Source organism: Nitratireductor soli, assembly GCF_001050155.1.
GTDB classification, from domain to species: Bacteria; Pseudomonadota; Alphaproteobacteria; order Rhizobiales; family Rhizobiaceae; genus Nitratireductor; species Nitratireductor soli.
Window position 1 is genome coordinate 206178 of sequence record NZ_LFVY01000005.1, and the last position, 25870, is coordinate 232047.

The 25870-nt window shown below is 62.3% G+C and carries 23 protein-coding genes; 5 read left to right on the forward strand and 18 right to left on the reverse strand.

Annotated features, from left to right (window positions below):
• Positions 1-61: 61 nt before the first annotated feature.
• From dusA to AB843_RS08170, 8 genes are all read right to left on the reverse strand, one after another.
• Positions 62-1078: a tRNA dihydrouridine(20/20a) synthase DusA gene (gene dusA, locus AB843_RS08145; RefSeq protein WP_087587062.1), complete on the reverse strand. Its 1017-nt coding sequence runs from the start codon at positions 1076-1078 to the stop codon at positions 62-64.
• A gap of 374 nt (positions 1079-1452) precedes the next feature.
• The gene (locus AB843_RS08150; protein WP_048646417.1) at positions 1453-2472 is read right to left on the reverse strand and encodes a cation diffusion facilitator family transporter; all 1020 of its coding nucleotides are present in this window, start codon (positions 2470-2472) and stop codon (positions 1453-1455) included.
• A gap of 185 nt (positions 2473-2657) precedes the next feature.
• A complete protein-coding gene (locus tag AB843_RS25505) occupies positions 2658-2855 on the reverse strand; it encodes a hypothetical protein (protein ID WP_157384459.1) in 198 nt (65 codons plus the stop codon).
• 66 nt (positions 2856-2921) lie between these two features.
• Positions 2922-6062 carry an efflux RND transporter permease subunit gene (locus tag AB843_RS08155; RefSeq protein WP_048646303.1) on the reverse strand — a complete coding sequence of 1047 codons (3141 nt, stop codon included), beginning with the start codon at positions 6060-6062 and terminating at the stop codon, positions 2922-2924.
• A complete protein-coding gene (locus AB843_RS08160; protein ID WP_425286800.1) occupies positions 6059-7306 on the reverse strand; it encodes an efflux RND transporter periplasmic adaptor subunit in 1248 nt (415 codons plus the stop codon). The genes AB843_RS08155 and AB843_RS08160 overlap by 4 nt, the downstream gene beginning before the upstream one ends.
• 310 nt (positions 7307-7616) lie before the next feature.
• Positions 7617-9821 (reverse strand): heavy metal translocating P-type ATPase, encoded by a 2205-nt coding sequence (locus tag AB843_RS08165; RefSeq protein ID WP_048646305.1) that lies wholly within the window; start codon positions 9819-9821, stop codon positions 7617-7619.
• Positions 9731-10315 carry a cation transporter gene (locus AB843_RS26405; RefSeq protein ID WP_082143709.1) on the reverse strand — a complete coding sequence of 195 codons (585 nt, stop codon included), beginning with the start codon at positions 10313-10315 and terminating at the stop codon, positions 9731-9733. Before AB843_RS26405 ends, AB843_RS08165 begins: the two co-directional genes overlap by 91 nt.
• 134 nt (positions 10316-10449) lie before the next feature.
• Positions 10450-10845, reverse strand: coding sequence for an ArsR/SmtB family transcription factor (locus AB843_RS08170; RefSeq protein WP_082143710.1), 396 nt, complete (start codon positions 10843-10845; stop codon positions 10450-10452).
• A gap of 319 nt (positions 10846-11164) precedes the next feature.
• On the opposite strand from AB843_RS08170, the gene AB843_RS08175 reads away from it, so the two are divergent.
• Positions 11165-11506 carry a glutaredoxin family protein gene (locus AB843_RS08175; protein WP_425286801.1) on the forward strand — a complete coding sequence of 114 codons (342 nt, stop codon included), beginning with the start codon at positions 11165-11167 and terminating at the stop codon, positions 11504-11506.
• Positions 11507-11515: 9 nt separating this feature from the next.
• On the forward strand, positions 11516-12544 hold the full coding sequence (locus AB843_RS08180) for a 2Fe-2S iron-sulfur cluster-binding protein (RefSeq protein WP_048646307.1): 1029 nt from the start codon (positions 11516-11518) through the stop codon (positions 12542-12544).
• 193 nt (positions 12545-12737) lie between these two features.
• On the opposite strand, the gene AB843_RS08185 is transcribed toward AB843_RS08180, so the two are convergent.
• From AB843_RS08185 to AB843_RS08195, 3 genes are all read right to left on the reverse strand, one after another.
• Positions 12738-14213, reverse strand: coding sequence for a multicopper oxidase family protein (locus AB843_RS08185; RefSeq protein WP_244467924.1), 1476 nt, complete (start codon positions 14211-14213; stop codon positions 12738-12740).
• 172 nt (positions 14214-14385) lie between these two features.
• Entirely contained in the window at positions 14386-14703 is a 318-nt protein-coding gene (gene copM, locus AB843_RS08190; protein ID WP_425286805.1) for a CopM family metallochaperone, read from the reverse strand.
• Between the two features lie 89 nt (positions 14704-14792).
• Positions 14793-14987 (reverse strand): heavy-metal-associated domain-containing protein, encoded by a 195-nt coding sequence (locus tag AB843_RS08195; RefSeq protein ID WP_048646310.1) that lies wholly within the window; start codon positions 14985-14987, stop codon positions 14793-14795.
• A gap of 162 nt (positions 14988-15149) precedes the next feature.
• Here AB843_RS08195 and AB843_RS08200 point away from each other — a divergent pair, with 162 nt between their 5' ends.
• Together AB843_RS08200 and cueR are read left to right on the forward strand one after the other, a co-directional pair.
• Positions 15150-17654 carry a heavy metal translocating P-type ATPase gene (locus AB843_RS08200; RefSeq protein ID WP_048646311.1) on the forward strand — a complete coding sequence of 835 codons (2505 nt, stop codon included), beginning with the start codon at positions 15150-15152 and terminating at the stop codon, positions 17652-17654.
• A 62-nt stretch (positions 17655-17716) separates the two neighbouring features.
• Positions 17717-18196, forward strand: coding sequence for a Cu(I)-responsive transcriptional regulator (gene cueR / locus AB843_RS08205; protein ID WP_048646312.1), 480 nt, complete (start codon positions 17717-17719; stop codon positions 18194-18196).
• Positions 18197-18240: 44 nt separating this feature from the next.
• Here cueR and AB843_RS08210 read toward each other — a convergent pair whose 3' ends face one another.
• From AB843_RS08210 to AB843_RS08225, 4 genes are all read right to left on the reverse strand, one after another.
• A complete protein-coding gene (locus AB843_RS08210; RefSeq protein WP_048646313.1) occupies positions 18241-19527 on the reverse strand; it encodes a TRAP transporter large permease in 1287 nt (428 codons plus the stop codon).
• Positions 19527-20069, reverse strand: a complete 543-nt coding sequence (locus tag AB843_RS08215; protein WP_048646314.1) for a TRAP transporter small permease — start codon at positions 20067-20069, stop codon at positions 19527-19529. Before AB843_RS08215 ends, AB843_RS08210 begins: the two co-directional genes overlap by 1 nt.
• A 6-nt stretch (positions 20070-20075) precedes the next feature.
• On the reverse strand, positions 20076-21044 hold the full coding sequence (locus tag AB843_RS08220; RefSeq protein ID WP_048646315.1) for a TRAP transporter substrate-binding protein: 969 nt from the start codon (positions 21042-21044) through the stop codon (positions 20076-20078).
• Between the two features lie 102 nt (positions 21045-21146).
• On the reverse strand, positions 21147-22316 hold the full coding sequence (locus AB843_RS08225; RefSeq protein ID WP_048646316.1) for a pyridoxal phosphate-dependent aminotransferase: 1170 nt from the start codon (positions 22314-22316) through the stop codon (positions 21147-21149).
• Positions 22317-22589: 273 nt separating this feature from the next.
• Between AB843_RS08225 and AB843_RS08230 the strand changes: the two genes are divergently transcribed.
• Positions 22590-22982, forward strand: coding sequence for a Rid family hydrolase (locus AB843_RS08230; protein WP_048646317.1), 393 nt, complete (start codon positions 22590-22592; stop codon positions 22980-22982).
• A 169-nt stretch (positions 22983-23151) separates the two neighbouring features.
• Here AB843_RS08230 and AB843_RS08235 read toward each other — a convergent pair whose 3' ends face one another.
• The 3 genes from AB843_RS08235 to AB843_RS08245 form a co-directional block, all read right to left on the reverse strand.
• Positions 23152-23757 carry a cupin domain-containing protein gene (locus AB843_RS08235; RefSeq protein WP_048646318.1) on the reverse strand — a complete coding sequence of 202 codons (606 nt, stop codon included), beginning with the start codon at positions 23755-23757 and terminating at the stop codon, positions 23152-23154.
• Between the two features lie 132 nt (positions 23758-23889).
• Positions 23890-24648 (reverse strand): SDR family NAD(P)-dependent oxidoreductase, encoded by a 759-nt coding sequence (locus tag AB843_RS08240; protein ID WP_087587063.1) that lies wholly within the window; start codon positions 24646-24648, stop codon positions 23890-23892.
• Positions 24645-25868, reverse strand: a complete 1224-nt coding sequence (locus AB843_RS08245) for a M20 aminoacylase family protein (RefSeq protein WP_048646320.1) — start codon at positions 25866-25868, stop codon at positions 24645-24647. Before AB843_RS08245 ends, AB843_RS08240 begins: the two co-directional genes overlap by 4 nt.
• Between the last annotated feature and the right edge of the window lie 2 nt (positions 25869-25870).

Here is a 25870-nt window from a genome sequence, read left to right on the forward strand (position 1 = left end):
GGAATTGCGGAAAAACAATGAGATAGAGCATTTCTGTGACTCGGAGAAAAATGGAAATGCTCTAGGCCGCGTCCCGCGAAACCGACAGGTCGACCGCCGCGAAGGCCTTCATGAGGATTTCCGGACCGGCATCATGAGCGGTCGCCTCGCTCGACAGGATCTGCCGGTAGCGCCGTGCGCCGGCAAAGCCATGGAACAGGCCGATCATGTGGCGCGTGACATGGGAAAGCCGCCCGCCGGCGGCGATGTGGCGCGCCGCATAGGCTGCCATGGTGTCGATCAGCGCGGCGAAATCAATCTCGCCGGCCGCCGGGACACCGTCGATCAGCCCGTCGACCTGCGCCAGGAGCGCCGGTTGCTGATAGGCGGCGCGGCCGAGCATCACCGCATCGACCCGCGCCAGATGCGCGTGCGCCGCGTCGAGCGAGCCGATGCCGCCATTGATGCCGATGAAGCGCTCGGGGTTCGCCGCCTTCAGGCGGTAGACGCGGTCATAGTCGAGCGGCGGGATGTCGCGGTTTTCCTTAGGGCTCAGCCCGTCGAGCCAGGCCTTGCGCGCATGCACCCACAGCGCGTCGGCGCCGGCCTGCCAGACCGCATCGGCCAGCGCATCGAGCGCCGGCTCCGGGTCCTGATCGTCGACGCCGATGCGGCATTTGACGGTGACCGGTATGGCGACGACCTGTCTCATCGCCGCCACGCAAGCGCCGACCAGCGCCGGCGTCTTCATCAGACAGGCGCCGAACGCGCCCGACTGGACGCGGTCGGAGGGACAGCCGACATTGAGGTTGATCTCGTCATAGCCGCAGGCGGCGCCGATCGCCGCGGCCGCAGCCAGCTTGGCCGGATCGGAACCGCCCAACTGCAGCGCGACGGGATGCTCGGACGGATCGAACCCCAGCAGCCTCTCGCGGTCGCCATGGATCACGGCATCGGCGACGATCATCTCCGTGTAGAGCAGCGCCCTTTTGCTCAACTGGCGATGAAAAAAGCGGCAATGCCGATCCGTCCAGTCGATCATCGGCGCAACGGCAAATCGGCGGTTCGCGCCGAGACGCGATTTTCTTTCTTTTTCCAACGCTTATGCCTTTTTGCTCACTTTCGGGTTTGCCGAATTTCGCCCATTTCTGTGCGGTTTTCACAGAAAGTACGACTATGTTGTGCCGCAGAAGGGACGTTGTAGCGATATCGGCACCATCGTAAAGCGCTCACGCAAGAACGGCTCTGTAGCATGGCTCGGACAGATTGTCATAAGGCGCCGCGGCAAGATCGTTCTGCGTGAGAACACCACTTTCAGACGCGCCAAATCGCTGCATTCGCGAAACAGGAAGACGGCCGGCCGGCCGAAGACGAAAGACTTCCATCACGACGTTCGGCTCCTGGGTCGAAGGAGGCCATGTCTTCAACCTTGTCCCTTGCTGGCTTTCCAAGTGAACCGTGACGCGGCGTCGGTTAATGCGAGTGACCTGCGTGGGAAGCGGTCGCATTGCCGGCCTCCTCCAGACTGCAACTGGCGTTTCCTTCCCAGTTGATGCCGATTGTCGGGTGCTCGATGTTGAACTTCGTCTTCAGTTCGTGCTCGACCCGGTTGACGACATTGCGAATATCGACCCCTTCAATCGGCTGCACCTGGAGCGTCGCCAGGACGCGACCGGACGTAAGTGACCAAACGTGGATGTGGCTGACGTTCTGAATGCCAGGAACGGACGCCAGAAGATGCTCGGAGATCAGGGAACTGTCGGCATTGGCGGGAGCGCCTTCAAGCAGGATATGCAGCGTGCCCTTGAGCAGGCTCCAGGCGCTGCGCAGGATCAGCAGAGACACGAACACCGAGAGAATAGGGTCGATGGGGGTCCAGTCCGTGTACCAGATCACGACCGCTGCAACGATCGCGCCGACAGAACCGAGCAGGTCGCCCATCACATGCAGCACCGCACCCTTGACGTTGACATGTTCAGAATCGCCGCGCGTCAGGAACCAAAGGACGAAAACGTTCACGAGCATGCCGATGAGGGCCACAACGAACATCGATCCGGCCAGGACCGGTTGGGGTTCCTGCAACCGTCCCATGGCTTCGTAGAGGATCCACCCGACAATGCCGAACAGGGTGAGTGCGTTGACGAGCCCCGCAATAACCTCGAAACGGGCATAGCCAAAGGTACGCTGCCCGTCAGGTGCCCGCCTTCCGAGACGGAAGGCGACATAGGCCAAGCCGAGCGCGATCGCGTCGGTCAGCATGTGGCCAGCATCTGCAAGCAGGGCGAGCGAGCCCGAGATGTATCCGCCGACGGCTTCAACGAACATGAATGAGAAAATGATCAGGAAGGAAATAAGGATCTTACGCTCATTGTCCTTCGTAACCACCGGAACGTGGGAGTGATCGTGGTCATGATCGTGCCCCTTGGCGTGATCGTGCCCCTTGGCGTGATCGTGCCCATGATGGTCGTTGTGGAAGGAAGGTGGGTTTGCCATCGTCTGGTCCAACTCGTTTCGCTTTAACAATTGAATACTTGTTCATTCGTTTACATGTCAACCCGCCATGGCAAAGGAATGTGCGGGCAGCGACGATTCAACGCGAAACGGTCCCAGAGAGGGCCAGAGGGCATCCGAGATGACACATGGAGATCGAGGGGAATATTCACTTCAAGAACCGGCCCTCACCGGACCAGCATCATTCGACCTTTGAATTCCCGATCACCCTGCATCCCGAACGCGCATTGATGCCCCTGTTGCTCGCAATAGCGAATGGTGGCGATTTTCACGCCAGTCACGGCAGACAGTTCTGCGATGTTCAGCACCAAACGGCTTCCGTCTGTCGCTGAGCGCGCTCCTGGATTGGGGCCGCCTTCTTTCATGTCAGGTTGCCGTTGGGGGCGAGACAGATCGCCCTTTCTCGCTGCCGCCTTCTCCGACACCATGTCCTAGAGACGTGATTCCAGTGCTGCGGCGAGATCGCTCCGCCTCTGGCGGGCGATCGCCATACGGCGTACCAAGACGTAGAACACCGGCGTCAGCACGAGACCGAACAGCGTGACACCAAGCATGCCGGCGAACACGGCAATACCCATGACATGCCGCATCTCCGCACCGGCCCCCGTTGCGATCACGAGAGGGACGACACCTGCAATGAAGGCAAGCGAGGTCATCAGGATCGGCCGCAGGCGAAGCCGGGCTGCTTCAAGCACGGCGTTCAACGGATCGCCCCCTTCATCTTCCTTCGCTCTGGCGAACTCGACAATCAGGATTGCATTTTTGGCTGCGAGACCCACGAGCACGACAAAGCCGATCTGCGTGAAAATATTGTTGTCGCCTCCCGTAAACCAGACGCCTGCGATCGCGGAAAGCAACGCCATCGGCGCGATCAGCAACACAGCGAACGGCAATGACCAACTGTTGTACTGCGCCGCGAGAATCAGAAACGCGAGCAGAACGGACAGCGGGAAGACGTACATTGCTGCGTTTCCGGCTTGTTTCTCCTGATAGGCGAGTTCCGTCCACTCGAAGGCCATGCCGGATGGCAATGTTTCCGATGCGATCCGTTCGATGGCGGCGGTCGCTTGCCCGAACGAATATCCGGACGCCGGGCTGCCGCTGATATCGGCCGAGGGGAAGCTGTTGTAGTGCATGACACGATCCGGCCCCGAACCGTGCTTGATGGTCAGCAAGGCTGATAACGGAAGCATTTCGCCCGCCGTGTTGCGCACCTTCAGTCGGCCGATATCTTCCGGCTGCATACGGAATGGCGCGTCCGCCTGGACCATCACGCGGTAAGTGCGGCCGAATCGATTGAAGTCGTTCGCGTAGAGCGAGCCGAGGTTGACCTGCAACGTCTCGAAGATCATGTTGAGCGGCACCCCTTGCGACTTGGCCTTCACCTGGAAGCTCGCGAGCATGCCAGCCAGCTCCGGTGTTTGCATCGCCTTGCCCATGATCTCGCCCTGCGCCTGCGCGAGGGCATCGAAGCCAAGCCCTGCCCGATCCTCGATCTGGATCTTGAAGCCGCCGGTCGAGCCGAGGCCCGGAACAGGTGGCGGCGGGAATATGCCGGCAAAACCATCGGGTATCTGGCTGAACTTGCCCATCAGGCGATCTGCGATCGCGAAAGCGGACAGGGAAGGATCCTTTCGTTCATCAAAGGGCTTGAGCATCGTGAACATTACGGCCGCGTTGGGAATATTGACCATGCCGTTGACCGAAAGACCCGGGAACGCGACGACACTTTCCACGCCCGGTTCTGCAAGCGCAATATCCGACATTCTCTTGACGACCGCCTCGGTGCGATCAAGCGAGGCTCCGGTCGGAAGTTGAGCGATGCCGACAAGGTAATATTTGTCCTGAGCCGGCACGAAACCGCTGGGTACGGCCTGGAAACCCATCCATGTCATGCCGACCAGACCGGCATAGATAAGCAGGACGACCCCGCTGAACCGCACGGCACGGCGTACCGACCGGACATAGGCATTCGAGGCGCGGTCGAAGAACCGGTTGAACCGCCGGAAGAACCATCCGAACAGGATGTTGACAACGATCGTCAGCCGGTCTCGCTTCACCCCGCCATGATGCGGCTTCAGAAGCACGCCGGCGAGCGCCGGGGAAAGCGTGAGGGAGTTGATCGCCGACAGGATGGTTGAGATTGCGATCGTGAGGGCGAACTGCCTGTAGAACTCTCCTTGCAGGCCGGTCAGGAATGCCGAGGGAATGAACACGGCCGACAGCACCGAAGTGATGGCAATAATCGGCCCGGTCACCTCGTCCATGGCCTTGCGCGCTGCATCTTTCGGCGTTTCGCCGAGCGCGATGTGACGCTCTGCGTTCTCGACGACCACGATCGCGTCATCGACCACGATACCGATCGAGAGTACGAGCCCGAACAGCGACAGCGTGTTCAGCGAGAAGCCGAACATGTACATAAGAGCGAATGTGCCGACCAGCGATACTGGCACGGCAACCAGCGGGATGATCGAAGCACGCCAGGTCTGAAGAAAGAGCACCACCACGAGTACGACCAGCGCGATGGCTTCGAGCAGTGTGATCACCACGGCTTCCAGAGAAGCCTTGACGAAGACGGTAGGGTCGTAGGCGATGCGATATTCTATACCCTCGGGAAAACCTTTCTGCAGTTCTTCCATCGTGTCGCGTATGGCGCTCGACACGTCGAGCGCGTTAGCGCCGGGGCTCTGGATGATCTGCATCGCTAGCGCCGGCTTGCCGTCAAGAAGACTGCGCAGCGCGTAGGAGTCCGCACCAAGTTCGATACGGGCAATATCGCGCAGACGGGTGACCTGGCCCTCAGTGCCCGTCTTGACGACGATCTTGCCGAACTGCTCCTCGTTCGAAAGCCTGCCAAGCGTGTTGACGGTGATTTGGAACGCCGCCGAGGCTTCCGGCTGCTGGCCGACCGAGCCGGCGGCCACCTGGGCGTTCTGCTCCTGAATTGCCGCCACCACGTCGGAGGCGGTCAGGCCGCGCGCCGCCACCTTGGCCGGATCGAGCCAGATCCGCATCGAATATTCGCCAGCACCCCAGACCAGCACGTCACCCACACCTGACAGGCGCGCAAGCTGGTCGCGCACCTGCAAAGTTGCGAAGTTCGACAGGTAGAGAGGATCGTAGCGATCGTCGGGCGAGACGAGATGCACGACCATCAGGATGTCGGGCGAAGTCTTTTGCGTCACCACACCGATGCGCTGCACTTCCTGAGGCAGACGCGGAAGCGCGCGTGAGACGCGGTTCTGCACCTGGATTTGCGCCATGTCGGGGTCCGTGCCCTGCTGAAAGGTCACCGTCAGCGTCATGCGTCCGTCGGTCGCGGCCTGCGAGCTCATATAGAGCATGTTCTCGACGCCGTTGATCACCTGCTCCAGCGGCGCAGCAACCGTTTCGGCAATCACCTCGGGATTGGCGCCCGGATAGCTTGCGGTGACCTGTACCATTGGCGGGGTCACTTGCGGATACTCGCTCAACGGCAACTTCAGCAGTGTCAGACCGCCGGCGATCAGCATCAAGACAGACAGAACGACCGCGAAGATGGGGCGGTCGACGAAAAAACGCGGAACGTTCATCGACGTGCCTCCTGCGTTTCAGCCGCAGACCTGTCGCCATCAGCAGGCTGGCCCGGCAGCATCGGAATCATCTGCGGGACCACCCGCATGCCCGGACGGACCAGCCCCCTCACAATGATCTTTTCACCCGGTTTGAGGCCGGCTGAGACGACGCGCAGACCGTCGATCATGGGTCCGAGTTCGACCGGGCGGTATTCGGCCTTGTCCTCGGCTCCCAGAACCAGCACGTAGCGGCGTCCTTGATCGATACCGATCGCCTGATCGTCGATGAACACAGTCTGAGCCGGTTCGGCGGTGACGAGGTTCACCCGCGCAAAAAGGCCCGGCGCCAGCCGGCCATCGGCGTTCTTCACAACGGCCCGAGCGCGGATTGTCCCCGTGCTCCGATCGACACGATTGCCGAGAAAGTCGAATTCGCCAGCGTGCGGGAAGCCAGCATCGGTCATCAGCCCCACCTGCACCGGCAGTGTGCCTGCAGCCTTTCCACTTTCGATCGCCCGCGCACGTACGACGAATTCGAGATAGGTGGCTTCGTCGATATCGAAGTAAGCATAGAGGGGGTCGGTCGAGATGATCGTGGTGAGAAGTGTCGCAGCTCCGGCATTACCGCTGGCAACTAGATTGCCTTCGGAGACCAGAACGCGGTCGACGCGCCCGCCAATCGGAGCGGTGACGCGCGTGAAGGAAAGATCGAGTTCGGCAGCAGCCACGGCTGCCTTGGCGATTTCGACCTGCGCCTGACGCTGGCCGTGTGCAGCCTGCGCGTCGTCAAAGGTCTTGCGCGACACCGTACCATTGGGCGCCAGCGTTTCGGCGCGCTTGAAACTGATCTCGGCCTGATCGCGCAGGACCCTCGCCTGCTGCAACTGAGCCTTGGCGGCATCAAGGGCGACCTGGAATGGCCTGGGGTCGATCTGGAACAGGAGCTGGCCCGGTTGTACGAGCCCCCCTTCGGGAACACTGACCGCGTCGATTGCGCCTCCGACACGTGGGCGAAGTTCGACGAAACTGGTCGCCTCGAGATGGCCTGTAAACTCCACCGACAGCGCGACCTTGCGCGTGATGACCTGTGCGACCAGCACCTGTGGTGCCGGCATCTCGCCCGGCTGGACAGCCGCTTCGGACGCTGCAGTTGATGATACTAGCGCCAAAAGACGGCTGGTATGGGCTCCCACTTCGTCGCGATAGACAAAGGTGCCACCGGCAATGACGACGCCTGCCAGGAGCAGGGTGGCGGCTTTCATGCTCATTCTCGTTCACTTTCATAGGGGCACGCGCTCCAGGCCTGCGGGAGACGGCGGCGGTCAGTTTTTACGAAGGTGGGATTTCCAACGATGGGAAGGTCAAGGCCCTTGGAACACTTTTCCGAAGCGGTTCTTGACGCATCCATCTCGCCATGCGGCGACCAACTGCATGCTCCACTTCGCCGACGTCACTTTAATGAGAGAAGTTCGTCTTCGGATGAGCGCCGTGTGTCGACTTTGCCACGGGGGGCTCCAGCAGTGTTGGAAGCCGCCAATCGCATGAGACTGGCGGCTTCCCTGACGCGATTGTTCAATGGCTTTCGGCCGGGACCGGCAGGCGCGCAGGCAAGCCTTCGGCCAGGTCACCATCGACCGATTCCGCGCCCTTGAAGCGCAGTAGCCGCAGTGCATTCAGCGTCACGATCGCGGTGGCGCCAGTGTCGGCGAGAACAGCGATCCAGAGACCCGTGATGCCGAGAACGGTGGTGACGAGGAAGAGGCTTTTCAGTGCCAGAGCAAAGACCACATTCTGGTGAATATTGGCCATGGTCGCACGCGAAAGCGCGACGAGATGGGCGACATCGGTCACACGGCTCTTCAAAAGGGCGGCATCCGCTGTCTCGATCGCCACGTCGGTGCCGCCACCCATGGCGATGCCGACATCGGCCGTCGCCAGAGCCGGGGCATCGTTTATGCCGTCGCCGACCATGGCCACCTTCGACGTCTGCTTCATCTCGTTGACGAGATTAAGCTTATCCTGGGGCAGCAGCTCGGCCTTCCATTCGATCCCGAGACCCTTGGCGATGGCTTGCGCGGTGCGCCGATTGTCGCCGGTGAGCATGACAGAGCGAATACCCATTGCCTTGAGTTGGGCGACACCCTCACGCGCATCACGTCGCGGCTCATCGCGCAGGGCGACAAGACCGAGGACTTCCCTCGCCTGCTCGTTGAAGAGAACCGCGACGGTATTGCCGCCTTCCTCGAGCTTCTCGATGGCCTTGCGCTCCAGGGCCCCGAGGGTTGCCGCCTGTGCGGCATGTATCGGAGAGCCGACCGCCAGGCGAAGGCCGCCGACCCTCGCATGTACCGCCTTGCCGGCCGTCGCGGTTGCGTCGCTTGCCTGCGGGATAGCGATCCCGACGGCTTCGGCATGCCCGAGGATCGCCTTCGCAAGCGGGTGGTTTGAACCACTCTCCACTGCCGCGGCAAGGGCAAGTATTTTGTGCTCGTCACGCTTCCCAAAGGCGAGGACTTCGGTGACGCGCGGTTTGCCCTCGGTCAATGTGCCTGTCTTGTCGAAGGCGATGGCGTTTACCTTGCCGATGGTTTCGAGCGCGTTGCCTCCCTTGATCAGTAGGCCGCGGCGTGTGCCGACGGCCAGACCCGAGGCGATCGCGGCAGGGGTGGACAGCACCAGCGCGCAGGGGCAAGCGATCAGCAGGAGTGCGAGGCCACGGTAGAGCCACGTACTCCAGTCCGCGCCCATGGCCAGAGGAGGAATCGTAATGATCACGGCAGCGATCAGCATCACGGCCGGGGTGTAGTAACGGCTGAACTTCTCGATGAAGCGCGCGGTTGGCGCCTTGGAGGACTGAGCCTGCTCAACGAGGTGGACGATGCGCGAGATGGTGTTGTCGGCGGCCGTTTTCTCGACGCGAACCTGAAGAACACCATCGACATTGATCGAACCGGCGAAAATGCTGTCGCCTTTTGCTCTTGCACGCGGCATGGATTCGCCGGTGACGGGAGACTCGTCGAGGCTGGAGTTTCCATGGACGATCTGCCCGTCAGCGGGTACGCGATCGCCCGGACGCACCAGCACGAGATCGTTCACCCGCAGGGAAGTCGCAGCAACGCTGCGCTGGCCGCCATTGGCATCGAGCAGAACCGCCGTCTTGGGCACGAGTGATGCAAGCGCCTTGATGCCGGCCCTCGCCCGCCCCGCAGCCACGCTTTCAAGGAGTTCGCCAATTGCGAACAGGAATACGACCGCGGCGGCTTCTTCCGCCTCGCCGATCACGAGGGCACCAATCGCCGCCACCGACATCAGCGTCTCAATCGAGAACGGAGACCCGGACATCGCAAGTGCAACGGCCTTGCGGGCGAACGGGATAACCCCTGCCACGACGGCAGCGGCAAAGATCCATTCCGCATGGAGCGGGATGAACTGGGCGATGGCATAGGCCGAGCCCATGAGCAAGCCGAGACCGAGGACATGCCTGCCCTTGCGGGTCTGCCACCAGCGCTGATCGCGCATCGCCGGCGCCGGTACCGGTTCGGCCTCGACAACGGCGTCAGATGGCGACGATAGCTGGCGTGCGTCGGACACCCCAAAGCCGAGGCCCTTGATCATCTTCTCGATGTCGCCGACCCTGGTGATCGAGCCGGCGGCAAGGGTAAGCTCAAGCGTTTCTGTCGTGAAGTTCACCCGCACATCCGAGACGTCGCGGATGCGGGCCAGTGCCGCCTCGATCTTGCCGACGCAGCTCGCGCAATCCATGCCATCGAGCCGCATCGAAACGTTGGGCGGGGAGCTTGGAGCAGCGCTTGGGGCGGAAGCATGTGCCGCGTGATCATGCTTGTGATCGTGGCCATGATCGCCAGAGCGGCCGCTGTGGTCGTGCCTGGCGTGGGAGCCCGAGCGCGCGGCTGGCGCGGAAGGAACGGTGGATGCCGATAACACCGTGACATCAAATCCCAGCGAACGGATCTTCCTGGCGATGCCTTCTCCGTCGTCTTGCTGGAGGGGTCGCGCGACAAGGACAATGTCTCGTTGGCGAAGTTGACGGAGACCTCGGAGATTCCCCCCAAACGGTCCAGCGCAGTCTCGATCTTGCCGACGCAGCTTGCGCAATCCATCCCGTCGATGCGGAAGCCGAGCCGTTCACCTGCACTCGACGTTGAAAGTACCCTTGCCATTCCGATCTCCTTTCGCGCCGGCGCAGGTGGGGCGTGTTCGCCTTTGGCGGCCTGCGTGGCTTCGAAAGAGTCAATATCACAATTGAACATCTATTCAAGTGTTAGCAATAAAAAGCCCTCCGAGCTGTCCGTATCGGCATTTGGACAACAGCCGCGCGGGCGCCATCGACGTCCGCAGACTCTTTCGGCAATCCGCCGATTGCCGCACCCTATGCTGGCAAAGCTCACTCGTCCGCATGATCTTCCGAGATGTGCGTTGCCATGTCCTGCAGTACCTGGCTGACATGCTGGTCGGCGATCTCGTAGAATATCTGCTTGGCCTGACGCACGCCCTTGACGAGACGCGCTCCTCGCAGAAGGCGCAGATGATGGCTGACAAGCGACAGCGACAGATCCAGTCGCTCGGCGATGTCGCCAACCGATATGGGCCCCGCCAGGCAGCTCAGGAGGATCCTCAACCGAGACGGATCGCCGAGCAGGCGGAAGGTCTCCGCCAGAATCGTGATCTCGTTCTGCGACAGGGATGAATGATCCAGAGGTCGGTCGGGTGCCGCCACACTTGCTGGCCCTGCGAGTTCGTCCTGTTTCTGGACCCTTGCTTTCGGCTTACGATACGTCATCTGCTAAAACTACCTGTGCTGGGGACCAAGCTCGCCGACGTTTGGGACGAGATGCGGTCCAAATTGATCTGTCGAACCCAATCTACCGAATGAGCAAGCAATCACAATGCGCGCCGCGGTCGCTATTCAACGGCTGCGCGCAATTCCCTCATCAAGGATCGACCCCCTGAACAGCCCGGAGGGTGAGAGGGCCACTGGCGCAGCCTCTGGGCCGCATTCCGACATTTCATGACTGCCTGCGATCGTGGCCCGAAAAATCCTTTGCCGCGCAACAACAACCCTTGACCTTCCAAGCGCTGGAAGCCGCATCCTGACGATAATGGCCCTCTACCTGGCAGCTTTCTGGGCGGTCGGCGCGAGTGAAACCATGTCGAATTCAGAGAAAGGCAAGCACATGACGGATGCCAGCGCACCGCACATTCTGATCTACACGACCCCGACCTGCCCGGACTGTCACGCGCTCAAGCGTTGGCTGTCCCAGCAGGGGATCTCCTATGAAGAACGCGATCTCACCGACCCGCGGATCGCCGAGGAGGCAAAAACGCGCACGGGTGTACGGGTGGCGCCTATCACCATCGTTGATTCCGATATCTTCTACGGAACGTTCCAGAGCCAGAAGCCGGGCCTGACCAAGGCGCTCCGACTGACGCAGGGCATGTGAGGAACCGGCATGACAGCCAAACTCGTTGACATCAGGCAGTCCCGGACCAGCCTTGAAGTCCAGGACGGGCAGACCATCCTGGACGCGGCCCTCGCCGCCGGCATTCCATACCCCCATGGCTGCAGGTCCGGGCGCTGCGGCTCCTGCAAGTCCCGGCTGATCGAGGGAAAAGTGGAACTGCTCCAGCATTCGCGCTTCGCTCTCACCGATGAAGAGAAGGCCGACGGACTGATCCTGGCATGCCGGGCGCTTCCCCAGACGGACACGGCCGTGGCCTGGCTGGGCAGCGACGATGACGACGTTCAGCCTCCACGGCGTCTGGACGGGATCGTGACCCACCTTGATGATCTCACCCACGACATCAAGCTGGTTCGGATTACGCCCGAGGACAGGGCTCCCTTGCTGTTTAATGCAGGGCAATATGCGCAGGTCGGCTTCAATGGCGTTCCCGCCCGCAGCTATTCCATGGCCAACTGGCATGGCTATGGCGGCCTTGAGTTCCACATTCGCCGTGTTCCGGGAGGGACGACCTCGGAGCACGCGCATAGCGCGTTGAAGACTGATGACAAAGCAACGCTCGAATTCCCCCTGGGCTCTTCCTCCCTGCGCCTGCATCATTCCGGTCCGATTCTGTGCATCGCCGGCGGCACCGGGCTGGCGCCGATCAAGTCAATCGTCGAATCCGCCCTCGCCCACGGCATGAAGCAGCCGATTCATGTCTATTCCGGCGCCCGGGCCGAGCGCGATCTCTATCTCGTCGGGCATTTCCAGGCCCTCGCCAGACGGCATCCCAATCTCACCTTCGCGCCGGTGCTGTCCGAGGCCCGGTCCGCGCAGCATCGGGGCGGTTTGGTGACGCAGGTGGTGGCGGAGGAACTTTCCGACCTCGACGGCTGGAAAGCCTATATTGCCGGCCCGCCGCCAATGGTGGACGCGGCAATGGACCTGGCTTTTGCGCGCGGCATGCGCAAGGAGGACATGCACGCCGACGTGTTCTTTACCCCGGAAGAGCCGCCGGGGTCGGTGGCTTTCGAATGATGCCGCCGCCAGCGATGAGGTCCCATCGCCCGCCCCCAATGAGAAAGGCCCGCCGCGAACATCTTCGCGTCGGGCCTTCGTTTCATTCGCGGATCCGGACCAGAGCGGTTCTCTCAATCAGAAAACCGCTCTACCTCTTTGTTTTGACGCAGCTTCAGACGGAAGGCCGGTTCCCGCTTTTCCTAAAAGGGCTCTAGGCTTGAACGTCAACCGTACCCATCATACCGAGCTGTTCATGCTCGAGGATGTGGCAGTGATACATTCGCGGCCCGGGCAAATCCTGGCGCAGCAGTATACGAACCGTCTCGCCGGCGACGATGTTCACGGTATCCTTCCACGCGCGATAGGGTGGCGTGATGACCTTCCCGTCCTTCTCGCGCTCCACGATCTGAAACTGCGTCCCATGCACATGGAACGGATGATCCATATCCGCCTCGTTGACGACTTCCCAAAGCTCGACTTGTCCGACTTTCGAGACTTCGTCGATGCGGTTCATGTCGAAGCTGGCACCGTTGATCAGGAACTTCATCTCCATGCTGTCGGAAGACATGGACATGCTGGAGTGATCCATGCCCTGCATCGACATGTCGCCATGGTCCATTCCGCCCATGGATTCCGTCAGCACAAATCGGCGTGTGACAATCGGGCTCCCAAGAGGCTCGATGGAGCGCAGCTTTGCCGGCAGGGGCGGCATCGCAGCCACCGCCTCTTCCGATACGTTTGCCGTCAGCAGGATCATGCCGGCCTCGTTTGGCTTGCCCGGCCCCATCCAACCGCGCTCATAGCCGAGCGTCGTGAGCGTGGCCGCTCCCGGCTTGTCGAACGAAACGATCAGTTCAACGCGTTCGGCCGGCGTGAGCAGCAGCTCGTCGATGGCGACGGGCGCTTCGATCAGGCCGCCGTCCGTTCCGACAACGGTCATGCTGGCATTCTCGAATTTGAGCAGCAGGAATCGTGCATTCGTCGCGTTGTAGAGACGTAGACGGCGCTTTTCGCCAAGCCCAACAGCCATCGCCGGGTTCTTCTGTCCATTGACCAGCACATGATCGCCGACGCGGCCGTTCATTAGATCGCTCATCGTGCTTTCCGGCATCGTCCCGTCGGCGGCGATCCTGAGATCGGTGAGCATGAGGATCGTGTCGCCATATTCCGGCGGGATGGGATCGTCCTTCGGCTTGACCACAAAGATACCGGCGAGACCGCGATAGACCTGCTCGGCGGTCAAACCATGGGGATGGGGATGAAACCAGTAAGACGCCGCACTGCCTTCCGGCAGTTCGAACGCATAGATGCGCTCGCCACCCGGGGCCACCGGGTCCGTCGGATTGCCATCCTGGTCGGCCGGCACTGGCATGCCATGCCAATGGATCGTCGTGGCTTCGTCCAAAATCCCGTTCTTGAAGCTGATCTCGACTGTGTCGCCCTCACTTGCCTCGATCACGGGATTGGTGCCGTTGTAAAGGAGCACAGGCGTATCGAGCCCTTCGGCATACCGTACGACGCCTGGTTCTGCTGCCAGCTTTGCCTTGAATACGCCAGGCACGGCCGACCGGTTGGACAGCCGTGGCAACTCCTTGAGCGGCTGCCCTTCCGGCAAAACGGGATTGGTGCCCGCCGCGGGCATGTTGTGATTGCCGTGGCCGCCCATGCTGCCCATGTCGTGGTTCATCTGGGCCGTTGCTGGGCCCGCAACGACGAGACCCGTAAGGCTCGCCAGAAATGTCCTGCGATGCATTGATCGTCTCCCTATCGGTCGTTTGACAGTCGACGGCGAAGCCGCTCAACCATGTCCCGGGTTTTTTCTTGGCAAAGGGCCACTCCCGAGAGCCGCCCTTGGGTCGCTACTTGCCGCGGGCGGCAAGCCATTTCTTCATCACGGCGATCTCGCCTTCCTGGGCCTTGATCACCTCGTCGGCGAGTTTGCGAACCTGCGGATCCTTGCCGTGTTCAAGCACGACCTTCGCCATATCGATCGCGCCTTGATGGTGCGGGATCATGCCGCGCATGAAGTCGATGTCGGCATCGCCAGTGAACTCGACCATCATGTCCTTATGCATCCGATCATTGGCGGCTATATAGGCTTTTGTGGGCGGGCTGATGGCGGCCAGCATCGCGTGGTCCGGCATATCGTGACCTTGCATCGGATCGTCCTTGTTCATTGAGCCCCGTGCGATCGCCAGGCCCGCGCTGATGGCGAGCGCACCTGCGATGAAGATCGGGGTGAGCTTGTTCATGATATCGCTCCTGATCAGTTCACGGTTGCCGGATAGCCGGCTTCTTCGAGAATCAGTTGAAGGGCCGCCGACGATGCGGTCGTCTCGACCTTGACCAAGCGTGCGGCGGGATCGGTCTCGATCCTGGCATCGGGATCGACTGACTGGATCGCCTTGGTGACGGATTTGGCGCAGCCGCCACAGGTCATGTTCTCGATTCTGAGTTCCATGAGAATTCTCCTTGGTTTGGGTCTCATGACGCTCAAGATGGGGCTTCCAACCATGGTAAGGTCAAGGGATGCGGAAAAGGAAATTTCGGTATTGACCTTCCCATGGTTGGAAGCCCCATTTTCCGTCCGAACTTGAATTCGGAACGAGAAAAGGAAGCGGCTATGAATGCCCCCGTTCGAGCAACAGACTTCTCTGAAACGATATCGCTGCCCATCGAGGGGATGACCTGCGCGTCCTGCGTCGGTCGCATCGAAAGAGCCCTGAAGGCCGTCCCGGGCGTTGGGGCCGTATCGGTCAACCTGGCGACGGAACGTGCGAGCATCACGACCGGATCGGCCGTCGCCCGCGCAAAGCTTGTCGCGGCCATCGAAAACGCCGGTTACTCCGTCCCGGCGAAATCTGCCGGTTCCGCCGGTCCCACAGAGCTATCGATTGAAGGGATGACCTGCGCATCCTGCGTCGGCCGCGTCGAGCGCGCTCTGAAGGCGCTTCCCGGCGTGACTGGGGCGGTCGTCAATCTGGCGACGGAGCGCGCCACGATCCACGGAACCGCCGAGGCGGCGACCTTGATCGCGGCGATCGAAGACGTCGGTTACGAGGCCAGGGTGATCGGCGCGGCCGCCGGCAATAGCGGTGACGACGAGAATGCCGAGCGGGCAGAAAAAAAGGAAGCGGAGCGCCAGGAGCTGACCCGTGACTTCACCCTCGCGGCGGTGCTCACCGCGCCGGTCTTTCTCATGGAGATGGGATCGCACCTCATTCCGGGCGTGCATGGCCTGATCGAATCGACGATCGGCATGCAGTGGAGCTGGTACGTCCAGTTCGCGCTGACAACGCTTGTGCTCTTCATTCCGGGCATTCGTTTTTATGACAAGGGGCTCCCCGCGCTCTGGCGCCTTGCCCCCGACATGAATTCGCTCGTGGCTGTCGGTTCGCTTGCAGCCTATGGGTATTCGCTGGTGGCGACCTTCGCCCCCACCTTCCTGCCTCCTGGAACGATCAACGTCTATTTTGAAGCAGCCGCCGTCATCGTGACGCTTATCCTGCTGGGCCGCCTGCTCGAGGCCCGTGCCAAGGGCCGGACATCCGAAGCGATCAAGCGCCTGGCCGGCCTTCAAGCCAAGACGGCGCGCGTCCGCAGGGACGGCAAGACGGTCGATCTATCCATCGGCTCGGTCGTTTCCGGCGATATCGTCGAGGTTCGTCCCGGAGAACGCCTGCCCGTCGATGGCGAGGTGGTCGAAGGCGCCAGCTATGTCGACGAGTCGATGATCACCGGCGAGCCGATCCCGGTTTCAAAATCGGTGGGCAGTGAGGTCGTCGGCGGCACAGTCAACCAGAAGGGCGCGTTCGCGTTCCGCGCGACGGCTGTCGGCGGCAACACCGTGCTGTCGCAGATCATCCGCATGGTCGAAGAGGCTCAGGGCTCCAAGCTGCCGATCCAGGCGCTGGTCGACAAGGTCACCATGTGGTTCGTACCGGCAGTCTTCGCCGTGGCGGCGCTGACCTTCGCGGCCTGGCTCTATTTCGGCCCGTCGCCCGCGCTGACCTTCGCACTGGTCAATGCCGTCGCCGTCCTGATCATCGCTTGCCCGTGCGCCATGGGCCTGGCGACGCCGACCTCGATCATGGTGGGCACCGGCCGGGGCGCCGAACTCGGCGTGCTCTTCCGCAAGGGTGAAGCGCTGCAATTGCTGAAGGACGCCAGGGTCGTGGCGCTCGACAAGACCGGTACGCTGACCGAGGGCAAGCCGACCCTGACCGATCTGGAACTGGCCGCCGGCTTCGACCGGTTGAACGTCCTGGGTCTCGTCGCCGCCGTCGAGACCAGGTCGGAGCACCCGATTGCCCATGCGATCGTCGACGCGGCCGCCGGGGAAGGCATCGCGCTGCCGGCGGTGTCGGACTTCGAATCGGTGACGGGCTTCGGCGTCAAGGCCACGGCCGACGACAAGCGCGTTGAGATCGGCGCAGACCGCTACATGGTCGAACTCGGCCATGACGTGGCAGCGTTCTCCCAGATTGCCGAACGTCTGGGCAATGAGGGCAAGTCGCCCCTGTATGCCGCGATCGACGGCAAGCTCGCGGCGATCATCGCCGTGGCCGACCCGATCAAGGACACCACGCCTGCGGCAATCAAGGCCCTGCACGATCTCGGCCTCAAGGTCGCGATGATCACCGGCGACAATGCCCGCACGGCCAGGGCCATAGCGGCGCGGCTGGGGATCGACGAGGTGGTGGCGGAAGTGCTGCCGGCCGGCAAGGTCGATGCGGTTCGCCGCCTCAAGGCCAAGCACGGCAAGGTCGCGTTCGTTGGCGACGGCATCAACGACGCGCCGGCTCTGGCCGAGGCCGATGTGGGCCTCGCTATCGGCACGGGCACGGACATCGCCATCGAGGCGGCGGACGTGGTTCTGATGTCGGGCAGCCTGCAGGGCGTGCCGAACGCAATCGCTCTGTCAAAGGCGACGATCGGCAACATCCGGCAGAATCTGTTTTGGGCGTTTGCCTACAACACGGCCCTGATCCCGGTCGCGGCGGGCCTTCTCTATCCGGCCTACGGCATCTTGCTGTCGCCGGTCTTTGCCGCAGGCGCCATGGCCCTGTCGAGTGTGTTCGTGCTCGGCAATGCGCTGCGGCTGCGCACGTTCATGGCGGCGCACTGACAAACCGCGGCAGTCGATCCTATATCCGGGTCGGCTCCCGCACCATTTTGGGAAAGATACTGATGAACATTGGACAGGCATCAAAGACATCGGGCGTTTCGGCCAAGATGATCCGTTATTACGAGGCGACCGGCCTCATTCCGGCTGCCGACCGGAAGTCTTCCGGCTACCGCGATTATTCGGACACCGATGTCCATGTGCTGCGCTTCATCCGCCGCGCGCGCGATCTCGGTTTCTCGGTTGCAGAGATCAGCGATCTTCTTGGCCTGTGGCGTGACGACACCCGGCAGAGCGCCGAGGTCAAGCGCTTGGCGCAGGGGCACATCGACGAACTGCAAAAGAAGATCAAGGGTCTTCAGGACATGGCCCATACGCTCACCACGCTGGTCAACGCCTGCCATGGCGATCACCGCCCCCATTGCCCAATCCTGCAAGGCCTCGAAACCGATCTGGAGGATGAGGATCTGTCGATCCAGCCTCGCCGCGGCGCCGTCGCACACCCGTCGCAACGAGGGAAGGCAGCACCGGCGCTGGAGCGATGACGCTCTCCAGCGCCGTCGTGCTGAGCAAGCTGAACCGGTCTACGTCACATGTGGTTGGGCAGCCAGAGGACCAGATCCGGAAAGGCGATGAGCAAGGCTACCAGCGCAACCAGAACCGCAAAATAGGGTGCCGCGGCCCGGATGATCTTGGTGAGGGGTTCACCCGACACCCCTTGCACCACGAACAGATTGAACCCGACGGGCGGGGTCAGCTGGGCCATCTCGATGGTGACCACAAGGAAGATCCCGAACCACAGCGGGCTCCACCCGGCGGCGACCACTGCGGGCAAGGTGACCGGAAGGGTCACGATGATCATCGACATGCCGTCCAGCACCGCACCCAGGACCAGATAGACCGCGAGGAACATCAGGATGATCGCAAGCGGCGACAGATCGGCACTGTTGACCAAGCCCACCACATAGACCGGAATGCCGAGATAATTGAAGGTCACCGACAGGAAAGCCCCGCCGCTGGTGATCAGCGCCAGCATGCTCGACGTGCGAATGGTGGAGCTACCCGCGTCCTTCAGCGCCGACAGGCTCAGATCGCCCGAGATCAACGCGATGATGAGTGCACCGGCCACGCCCACGGCGGCAGCCTCGGTGGGGCTGGCAAAACCGCCATAGAGCGCGACGATGAGCACCAGAATAAGCCCGGTGACGGGGCCGAGCTTACGGATGCTGTCGATCCGGTCGCGTACGGAATAATGCTCTCTTTCCGCACCCTCCCCGCCCCGCAACCGCACAAGGACGATCGTCATCAGGCTGAAGCCCAATGCCAGGAGGAGCCCGGGCAGGATCCCGGCAATGAAAAGCTTCAGGATCGAAACCTCAGCCAGCACGCCATAGATGATCATCGGGAGACTGGGCGGGATGAGAAAACCGATGGTGCTGGCCCCGGCCAGGGAGCCGATGGCGATGGAACGGTCGTAGTTCCGCTTCTCCAACTCGGACAAGGTGATGCGGCCCACCGTGGCGGCTGTCGCCGCCGACGAGCCGCTGACGGCGGCGAACAGAGTGCTGCCGATGATGTTGACATGCAGAAGCCGCCCCGGCAGCCAGCTGGTCCAGGGCGCCAGGCCGTTGAACATGTTCTCGGATATCCGCGTGCGGAACAAGAGCTCCGCCATCAGGATGAACAGTGGCAGCGCCAGAAGCTCGGTGGAGGAGATGATGTTGAACAGGCTCTGCGCCAACACCTTGTCGACGGGCAGGCTGCGGAAGAGCTCGAGGCCGATGACGCCCGTGGCAATCATCGAAACGCCGATCCAGATGCCGGATGCCAGCAGGAGAAAGAACACCGCAACGAGCGTCGTGATCACGATGGACATCAGCTCGCCCTTTCCGTGACCGCGTCGTCATGGTCTCGGTTTGGGTCCTGGCCCAGGGCCAGCAAGACGAACCGGGCCAGGAAGCTCAGCGAGAAGAGCGTCATGCCAAGCGCCACCATGCTCTGGGGGATGGCCAGGGGAAGCGCGAGTTCCCAGGATTTGGAGCCACGGGTGAAGGAGGTCAACGCCAGTTCGACCAAAGCCAGTGCCGCGAAGGCGGTGACGATGGTGGCAACGATCAACACCACGCCTTCCAAAACCCTTGCCAAGCGGGGTGACAAGGCCTCCGACAGAATCCGCACGCGCACGTGGGTGTCCATCTGCAGGGCGGGCGCCAGTCCCAGAAAGAACATCGACGCCATCATGTAGGCGGCGAGCTCCCAGCTGCCGGCAAAGGAGTGATGGAAGAGGTTGCGCGATACGAGTTCGGCGATGAGAACAATGAAAATCAGAGCCAGGAGGATGACCGCACAGGCTGCCGCCGCCGCATTGACGATGGTCATGCCGCGCGCGACGACGTGAACAGTCGCTGTGCGGGACATTGTGCGTTACTCCGCCAGATATGCGTCGAGCACGGCGCGGGCGTCGTCGCCGGCCTGTTCGGCAAAGGTTTCCCATTGGACCCGCGCGGCGGCTTCGAGCGCAGTCGAGAATTCTTCGCTGGGGCCGGAGACGTTCATGCCTTGCGCGGCGAGCTCTGCCAGACGGTTCGCGTCCTCATTTTCCGAGACGGCGCGGAAGTCGCCCTGCAGGCGGGCGGCGGCATCGATGACGATCTGGCGGGTTTCCTCCGGCAGAGCGTTCAGCGCATCGAGGTTCACGGCAACAACGGCGGTGGGGTTCACGTAGCTGATCGTGTTGATGGCGCCCACGAACTCCCAGAACTTGCCGTCGACGCCCGAGGTCGCCGATGTCGCGATCCCATCAAGCCCGCCCGAAGCCAGCCCAACCAGTGCGTCCGACCACGGCATCAGCACCGCAGAGGCGCCAAGGGCATTGAAGAAACTGGTGCTCGAACTGTTGGCGGTGCGGATTTTCTGGGACCGCAGATCCGCGACGCCGGCGACCGGTTTCTTGGTATAGAGATGCGCGCCGGGCCAGAACACCGAATAGAGGATCAACTGGTTGTTGGCTTCGGCGATGCGATCGTAGACCGGAGATGCCAGTTCATCGAGCCGGGCCGCATCCTGATAGTTGCGGGTCAGGTAGGGCAGCCCCTGAATGCCCAGAAACGGCGCGTCGCCGACGGCTGTATCCAGATGGTAATGGGCGATCGGCACGATCCCGTCGCGAACCGCACCCATGACCTCGGGGCCCTTGAGCCCCAGCGATCCGCCGGCCATGACATTGATGACCACTTCGCCGTTGGTGGCGTCCTTCACCTCCTGGGCAAACCGCATGGCGTTCTGGGTGTCAAAATTCCCGGCCGGGAAATTGATGTGCATCTCCCAGACGGTTTCGGCCTGGGCCATGGTTGCACTGATCAACAGGGCCGCTGCAGCGATACGCAAAACCATAATTCTTTCCTCCTGGTTGGATGCGACCCGAGCGAATTGTGCAGTCGCATGGGGATATGTCCATCACCGGACGAGAAGTGCTGGCGGAAGCGCAGGGTCCGGTTATAGCGCATTGAAGAACTTCTGCATTCTATCCATTGCAAGGGTGAGGCGCTCGGTGCTCTCCGACCCGAAGCATATGCGTAGACGGCCCTCACCCGCCGGGCCGTAGAAGGCACCGGATTCCACCACCACATCGGCCTCGTCCAGCAATCTGTCGGCCGCTTCCTGGCTCGTGAGGCCGACGGCGGAGATGTCGGGGAAGGCATATATCGTCCCCTGCGGCATGGGGCAGGTAACGCCGGGCATCTGGTTGAGCCGAGCGACGACAAGATCGCGCTTGCGTTGATCGTCCGCCACCATGTCCCGCAGAACTGCCTCGGGCCCGGTCAGCGCAGCCCGGCCGCCATGTTGGATAAACGTGTTCACATGGGTCACCTCGGTCGCGACGATCTTGGCCAGCCCGGACATCAGCGCCGGGGCGGCGACCAGATAGCCCAGGCGCCAGCCATCCATCGCATAGGCTTTGGTGAAGGCATACATCGACACGGTGCGGTCCTTCATCCCCGGCAATGTGGCGATGCTTACATGGGTTTCCCGATCGAACACGATATGGTCGTAGACCTCGTCCGAGATGACGAAGAGATCGTGTTCCCGCGCCAGTTGCGCAACACCCTCCAGCTCTTGGCGGCTGTAGACGCGCCCCGTGGGATTGCAGGGATTGACCAGAACGATGGCCTTGGTGCGAGGCGTGATGGCTGCGGCGATCCGCACGGGGTCCAGACGGTATCCGTCCGATGGGTCGAGCGTCACGGTCACCGGCCGGCCTCCGGCCATCTCGATCTTGCCCAGGTGCTGGGGATAGTAGGGCTCGAGCAGGATCACCTCGTCGCCCTCCTCCACCAGCGCCATAAAGGCTGCGAAGGAGGCTTGAGTCAGCCCATTGGTTACCAGGACATCCTGAGGGCCGACCTCCATCTTGTTGTAGCCGACAAGCTTGTCGGCGATGGCCACACGAAAATCGTACAGGCCCGCGAGGTCGGAATAATGCACTTCGCCCCGGCGCATGGCATCCACCGTGGCCTCGATGATGTGGGCCGGCGTGTCATGGAACGGCTTGCCCAGCTCGAGATGAATGAGATCTCGTCCGCTGCCTGCGAGGCCGCCGGCCTTGGCGACCATGCCGTAGCTTTTCTTGGAGGTCTGGGTGATTCGATTGGCGAGCTTGGGCATGCGCTTCCGGGCAAAGGAGACTGTAGTGGTCTGACCGAAACGGATGGTACCCAACCGTTTTGACAAGTCAGCCCACAAGCTATTGATCTGATGGGGCGATTTTTCCCAACAGATGAGACCATCTGTTGGGATCGCACACCCAGGGTGGACAATTCCCATTTTGATAGACATGTTTGATCAAATGAGCAAGTGATTTGTCTAGCTCGTGTTTTTCCGCATCGATGCGGACGTCAGGTGATTCACCTGACTGCAAAATGCTACAGAGGATCCCGAATGAACAAGAACGCCCGCTACACCATCTCGTCCGGTTCCAAATTCGAAGAAATGGCCGGCTACAGCCGTGCCGTTGTGGATGGCGATTTCATCTTTGTGTCCGGCACGGTGGGCTATGATTTCAAGACCGGCGCCATCCCCGCGGGGGTCGAGGCGCAGACCCGGCAAGCCCTGGACAACATCGCCGCTGCCCTGGCCCAGGCCGATGCCAGCCTGGCCGACGTGGTGCGCATTCGGGTGTTCCTGACCAAGCGCGACGACATCCTGCCGGCGTCACGGATCCTGGGCGAAACCTTTCGGGACCCGCGCCCCACCAACACCACGGTCATCGTGACTTTGGCCGAAGAGGAAATGCTGGTGGAGCTTGAAGTCACCGCACTCAGGCGCCGTTAGGGCATTTTGCAATCAGGCGGCATCACCTGACGTCCGCATCGATGCGGAAAGACAAGGAGATAGAGCGGTACTGAACTGCGGCGAAAGTGACTTGCCGGGACCGGACCGCCAAACGGGTTCCGCCCCCTTGTCCTGGGCTCTCCCACCGGCGACACCGCCGGCCAGGGCATCAAAAAGTCGGCGGCGTGCAAACCCACAGAACGCTGGCCGGCTCGGAACCGATGTTGCGATAGCAATGCGGATTGCTCGAGCGGAAGCAGAACCCGTCGCCGGCTTCCAGCGCATAGGTCTGGTCGTTGACTTCCAGCGCCACGCTGCCGGTCAACACATAGCCCACTTCCTCGCCCTCATGGGTGATGGCGCCGCCGCTGCGCCCGCCCACTTCCAGATGGTGGATGTTGCATTGAAGCAGATGCCCTTCCTTGTACGGGATGATCCGCTCGAGCATGACGCCGCTGGTGCGGCCGTTGCTCCTTTCCAGAGAGATGAACGGCCGTTCGTCCTTGCGGAAAACGATGTTGTCCTGCGGTCCCTGCTCCTCGAACAACCAGCTGATGTTGGTTTCGAGCGCATGTACGAGACGGTGAACCAGCGGCAGCGACGGCATGGCCTTGCCGTTCTCGATCTTCGACAGAAGGCTTTCCGAACAATGGCCGCGTTCGGCCAGTTCCTTCAGGGTGAACCCCTTGGTCTGGCGCGCCAGCTTGAGCTTGATCCCCAGGTCGCGCCGCGCATCGCCAAGATCGACCGGTGAAGCGTCCTTGCTTCTTTTCATTGTTCTTTTCCCACGCGGCTTTTTATCCGGCGCCCCGTTGCGCCGCCCTGCCCGTTCTTCCGCAGACCTGATGCGGGCCGTTCATATAAGCCCAAGCGGTTCAAATAATGCAACGCCTTGCCGCCGCATGGGTCAGTGCGCCATGCCGCCATCGACCATCATCGACTTGGCGGTCACGTAGCGCGATTCCTCCGAAGCAAGAAAGACATACATCGGCGCCACCTCTTCCGGCGTTCCCTGACGCCCCAGCGGAACGATGCGCCGGACGATTTCCGCATGCGCCTCGACGCCGCCCATCAGGGCGATGGCCGGATCGTTGAACGGCGTGTCGATCCAGCCGGGAAGCACGGCGTTGACGCGAATGTTGTCCGGCGCGAGTTCCTGGGCAAGGGCGACCGTGAAGGCGATCACCGCGCCCTTGGCCGCCGCATAGGAGACCATGCCCGCCGCGCCCCTCAGGCCGGCGAGCGAGGACGTCGTTATGATGCTGCCGCCGCCGGCGCGGCGGATCGCCGGGCCGGCATGTTTGGCGGCAAAGAAGGTGCCGCGCGCATTGACGGCAAAGATCGCGTCCCAGGTGGCGGCATCGAAGGCCTCGATCGGCCCGGTCCGCTGCAGCCCGGCAAAAAAGGCGAGCGTGTCGAGGCCGCCAAGCGCCTCCTCTGCCTTGTCGACGACGGCCTTGACGCTCGCCTCGTCGCGTACGTCGCAGGCCAGCGCGATCGCCGCGCCGCCGGCTTCACGGCATCTTTCCGCCGCCTCGTTCGCCGCTTCCACATTGATGTCGGCGATCACCAGCTTGGCGCCGTTCCCGGCGAAGGCGATGGCGGCGGCGCGGCCGATGCCCGTCGCCGCGCCGATCATCAGGGCCCGTTTTCCGGCAAGTCTCATTGGTCGTCTCCCTGCGATGAACTTACTGCTTGAATTCGTGTTGCGTCGGCTTGACCGAGCGCGGCGCGCGCCACCTCGATCCAGTAGCGCGCGCCGATGGGAATGAGGTCGTCGTTGAAATCGAAAGCCGGATTGTGAAGCGCCGTCTCCCGGCCATTGCCGATCCAGGCATAGGCGCCCGGCCGGGCCTGCAGCATGAAGGCGAAATCCTCCGACGCCGTGCTGGGCGCAAACTGCCCGACCAGTGGAGGCGCGTCCGGCATCAGCCGCGCCGCCCGTGCCATCACGCGGCTCGCGGCGGCGTCGTTCCTGGTCACCGGATAGGCCGGCCAGACGTCGAAATCGATCGCCACATCGTGGCTGCGCGCCACGCCGGCGGCGGTTTCGCGCATGCGATGCTGCGCCGTCGCGCCGGTCTCTGCGTCGAAATAGCGAAGCGTGCCGCGCAGTTCCACATGGTCCGGCAAGGCGTTCAGCGATTCCCCGCCGTGGATTTGCGTCAGGGAAAGCACCAGGGCCCGGCTCGGGTCAGTCACCCGGCTGACGATCGTCTGCAGGCTGCCGACAAGCGCGCCGGCGGCGACGATCGCATCCGTGCCCAGATGCGGCATGGCGGCGTGGACGCCGCGCGCATGCACATGAAACGAAAAGAGGTCCATCGCCGCCATCATCGGCCCCGGCTGCACCGCCACCTGCCCGAGCGGCAGGCCGGGCCAGTTGTGCAGGCCGAAGATGCGGTCCACCGGAAAGGTTTCGAACAGGCCCTCCTCGACCATGCGCCGGCCACCGCCGGCCGCCTCCTCGGCCGGCTGGAAGACGAAATGCACCGTTCCGCCGATATCGGCCTGCCCGGACAGATAGTCGGCGGCGGCCAGCAGCATGGTCATGTGCCCGTCATGCCCGCAGGCATGCGACGTGCCCGCATTGACCGAACGGTACGCCATGACGCCCGTCTCGCTGATCGGCAGCGCATCCATGTCGGCGCGCAGGCCGATCGCCGGTCCTGGCGACCTGCCCTTCAAGGTCGCGACCACGCCCGTACCGGCCAGTCCGTGCGCCACCTCCAGCCCCATCGCCGAAAGACGCTCGACGAGAAAGGCCGATGTCTCGTGCTCGTTGAAGGCGGTCTCGGGATGCTTGTGCAGATGCCGGCGCCACTCCCGGTGGACCGGAAGCCGCTCTCTGAGGAAATCCGCTGGATCGGGGGCCTTGCTGGTCATGG

Coding starts and splice junctions, on each gene's coding strand:
- AB843_RS25505 (WP_157384459.1), bottom strand. CDS start 2,855: ATGAAAGAAGGCGGCCCCAATCCAGGAGCGCGCTCAGCGACAGACGGA.
- AB843_RS08245 (WP_048646320.1), bottom strand. CDS start 25,868: ATGACCAGCAAGGCCCCCGATCCAGCGGATTTCCTCAGAGAGCGGCTT.
- AB843_RS08210 (WP_048646313.1), bottom strand. CDS start 19,527: ATGTCCATCGTGATCACGACGCTCGTTGCGGTGTTCTTTCTCCTGCTG.
- AB843_RS08175 (WP_425286801.1), top strand. CDS start 11,165: ATGGCCCTCTACCTGGCAGCTTTCTGGGCGGTCGGCGCGAGTGAAACC.
- copM (WP_425286805.1), bottom strand. CDS start 14,703: ATGAACAAGGACGATCCGATGCAAGGTCACGATATGCCGGACCACGCG.
- AB843_RS08195 (WP_048646310.1), bottom strand. CDS start 14,987: ATGGAACTCAGAATCGAGAACATGACCTGTGGCGGCTGCGCCAAATCC.
- AB843_RS08230 (WP_048646317.1), top strand. CDS start 22,590: ATGAACAAGAACGCCCGCTACACCATCTCGTCCGGTTCCAAATTCGAA.
- AB843_RS08160 (WP_425286800.1), bottom strand. CDS start 7,306: ATGAAAGCCGCCACCCTGCTCCTGGCAGGCGTCGTCATTGCCGGTGGC.
- AB843_RS26405 (WP_082143709.1), bottom strand. CDS start 10,315: ATGTTCAATTGTGATATTGACTCTTTCGAAGCCACGCAGGCCGCCAAA.
- AB843_RS08170 (WP_082143710.1), bottom strand. CDS start 10,845: ATGACGTATCGTAAGCCGAAAGCAAGGGTCCAGAAACAGGACGAACTC.
- AB843_RS08185 (WP_244467924.1), bottom strand. CDS start 14,213: ATGAACCACGACATGGGCAGCATGGGCGGCCACGGCAATCACAACATG.
- AB843_RS08215 (WP_048646314.1), bottom strand. CDS start 20,069: ATGTCCCGCACAGCGACTGTTCACGTCGTCGCGCGCGGCATGACCATC.
- AB843_RS08165 (WP_048646305.1), bottom strand. CDS start 9,821: ATGCGGCTCGATGGCATGGATTGCGCGAGCTGCGTCGGCAAGATCGAG.
- AB843_RS08200 (WP_048646311.1), top strand. CDS start 15,150: ATGAATGCCCCCGTTCGAGCAACAGACTTCTCTGAAACGATATCGCTG.
- AB843_RS08225 (WP_048646316.1), bottom strand. CDS start 22,316: ATGCCCAAGCTCGCCAATCGAATCACCCAGACCTCCAAGAAAAGCTAC.
- AB843_RS08235 (WP_048646318.1), bottom strand. CDS start 23,757: ATGAAAAGAAGCAAGGACGCTTCACCGGTCGATCTTGGCGATGCGCGG.
- AB843_RS08220 (WP_048646315.1), bottom strand. CDS start 21,044: ATGGTTTTGCGTATCGCTGCAGCGGCCCTGTTGATCAGTGCAACCATG.
- AB843_RS08240 (WP_087587063.1), bottom strand. CDS start 24,648: ATGAGACTTGCCGGAAAACGGGCCCTGATGATCGGCGCGGCGACGGGC.
- AB843_RS08150 (WP_048646417.1), bottom strand. CDS start 2,472: ATGGCAAACCCACCTTCCTTCCACAACGACCATCATGGGCACGATCAC.
- cueR (WP_048646312.1), top strand. CDS start 17,717: ATGAACATTGGACAGGCATCAAAGACATCGGGCGTTTCGGCCAAGATG.
- AB843_RS08155 (WP_048646303.1), bottom strand. CDS start 6,062: ATGAACGTTCCGCGTTTTTTCGTCGACCGCCCCATCTTCGCGGTCGTT.
- AB843_RS08180 (WP_048646307.1), top strand. CDS start 11,516: ATGACAGCCAAACTCGTTGACATCAGGCAGTCCCGGACCAGCCTTGAA.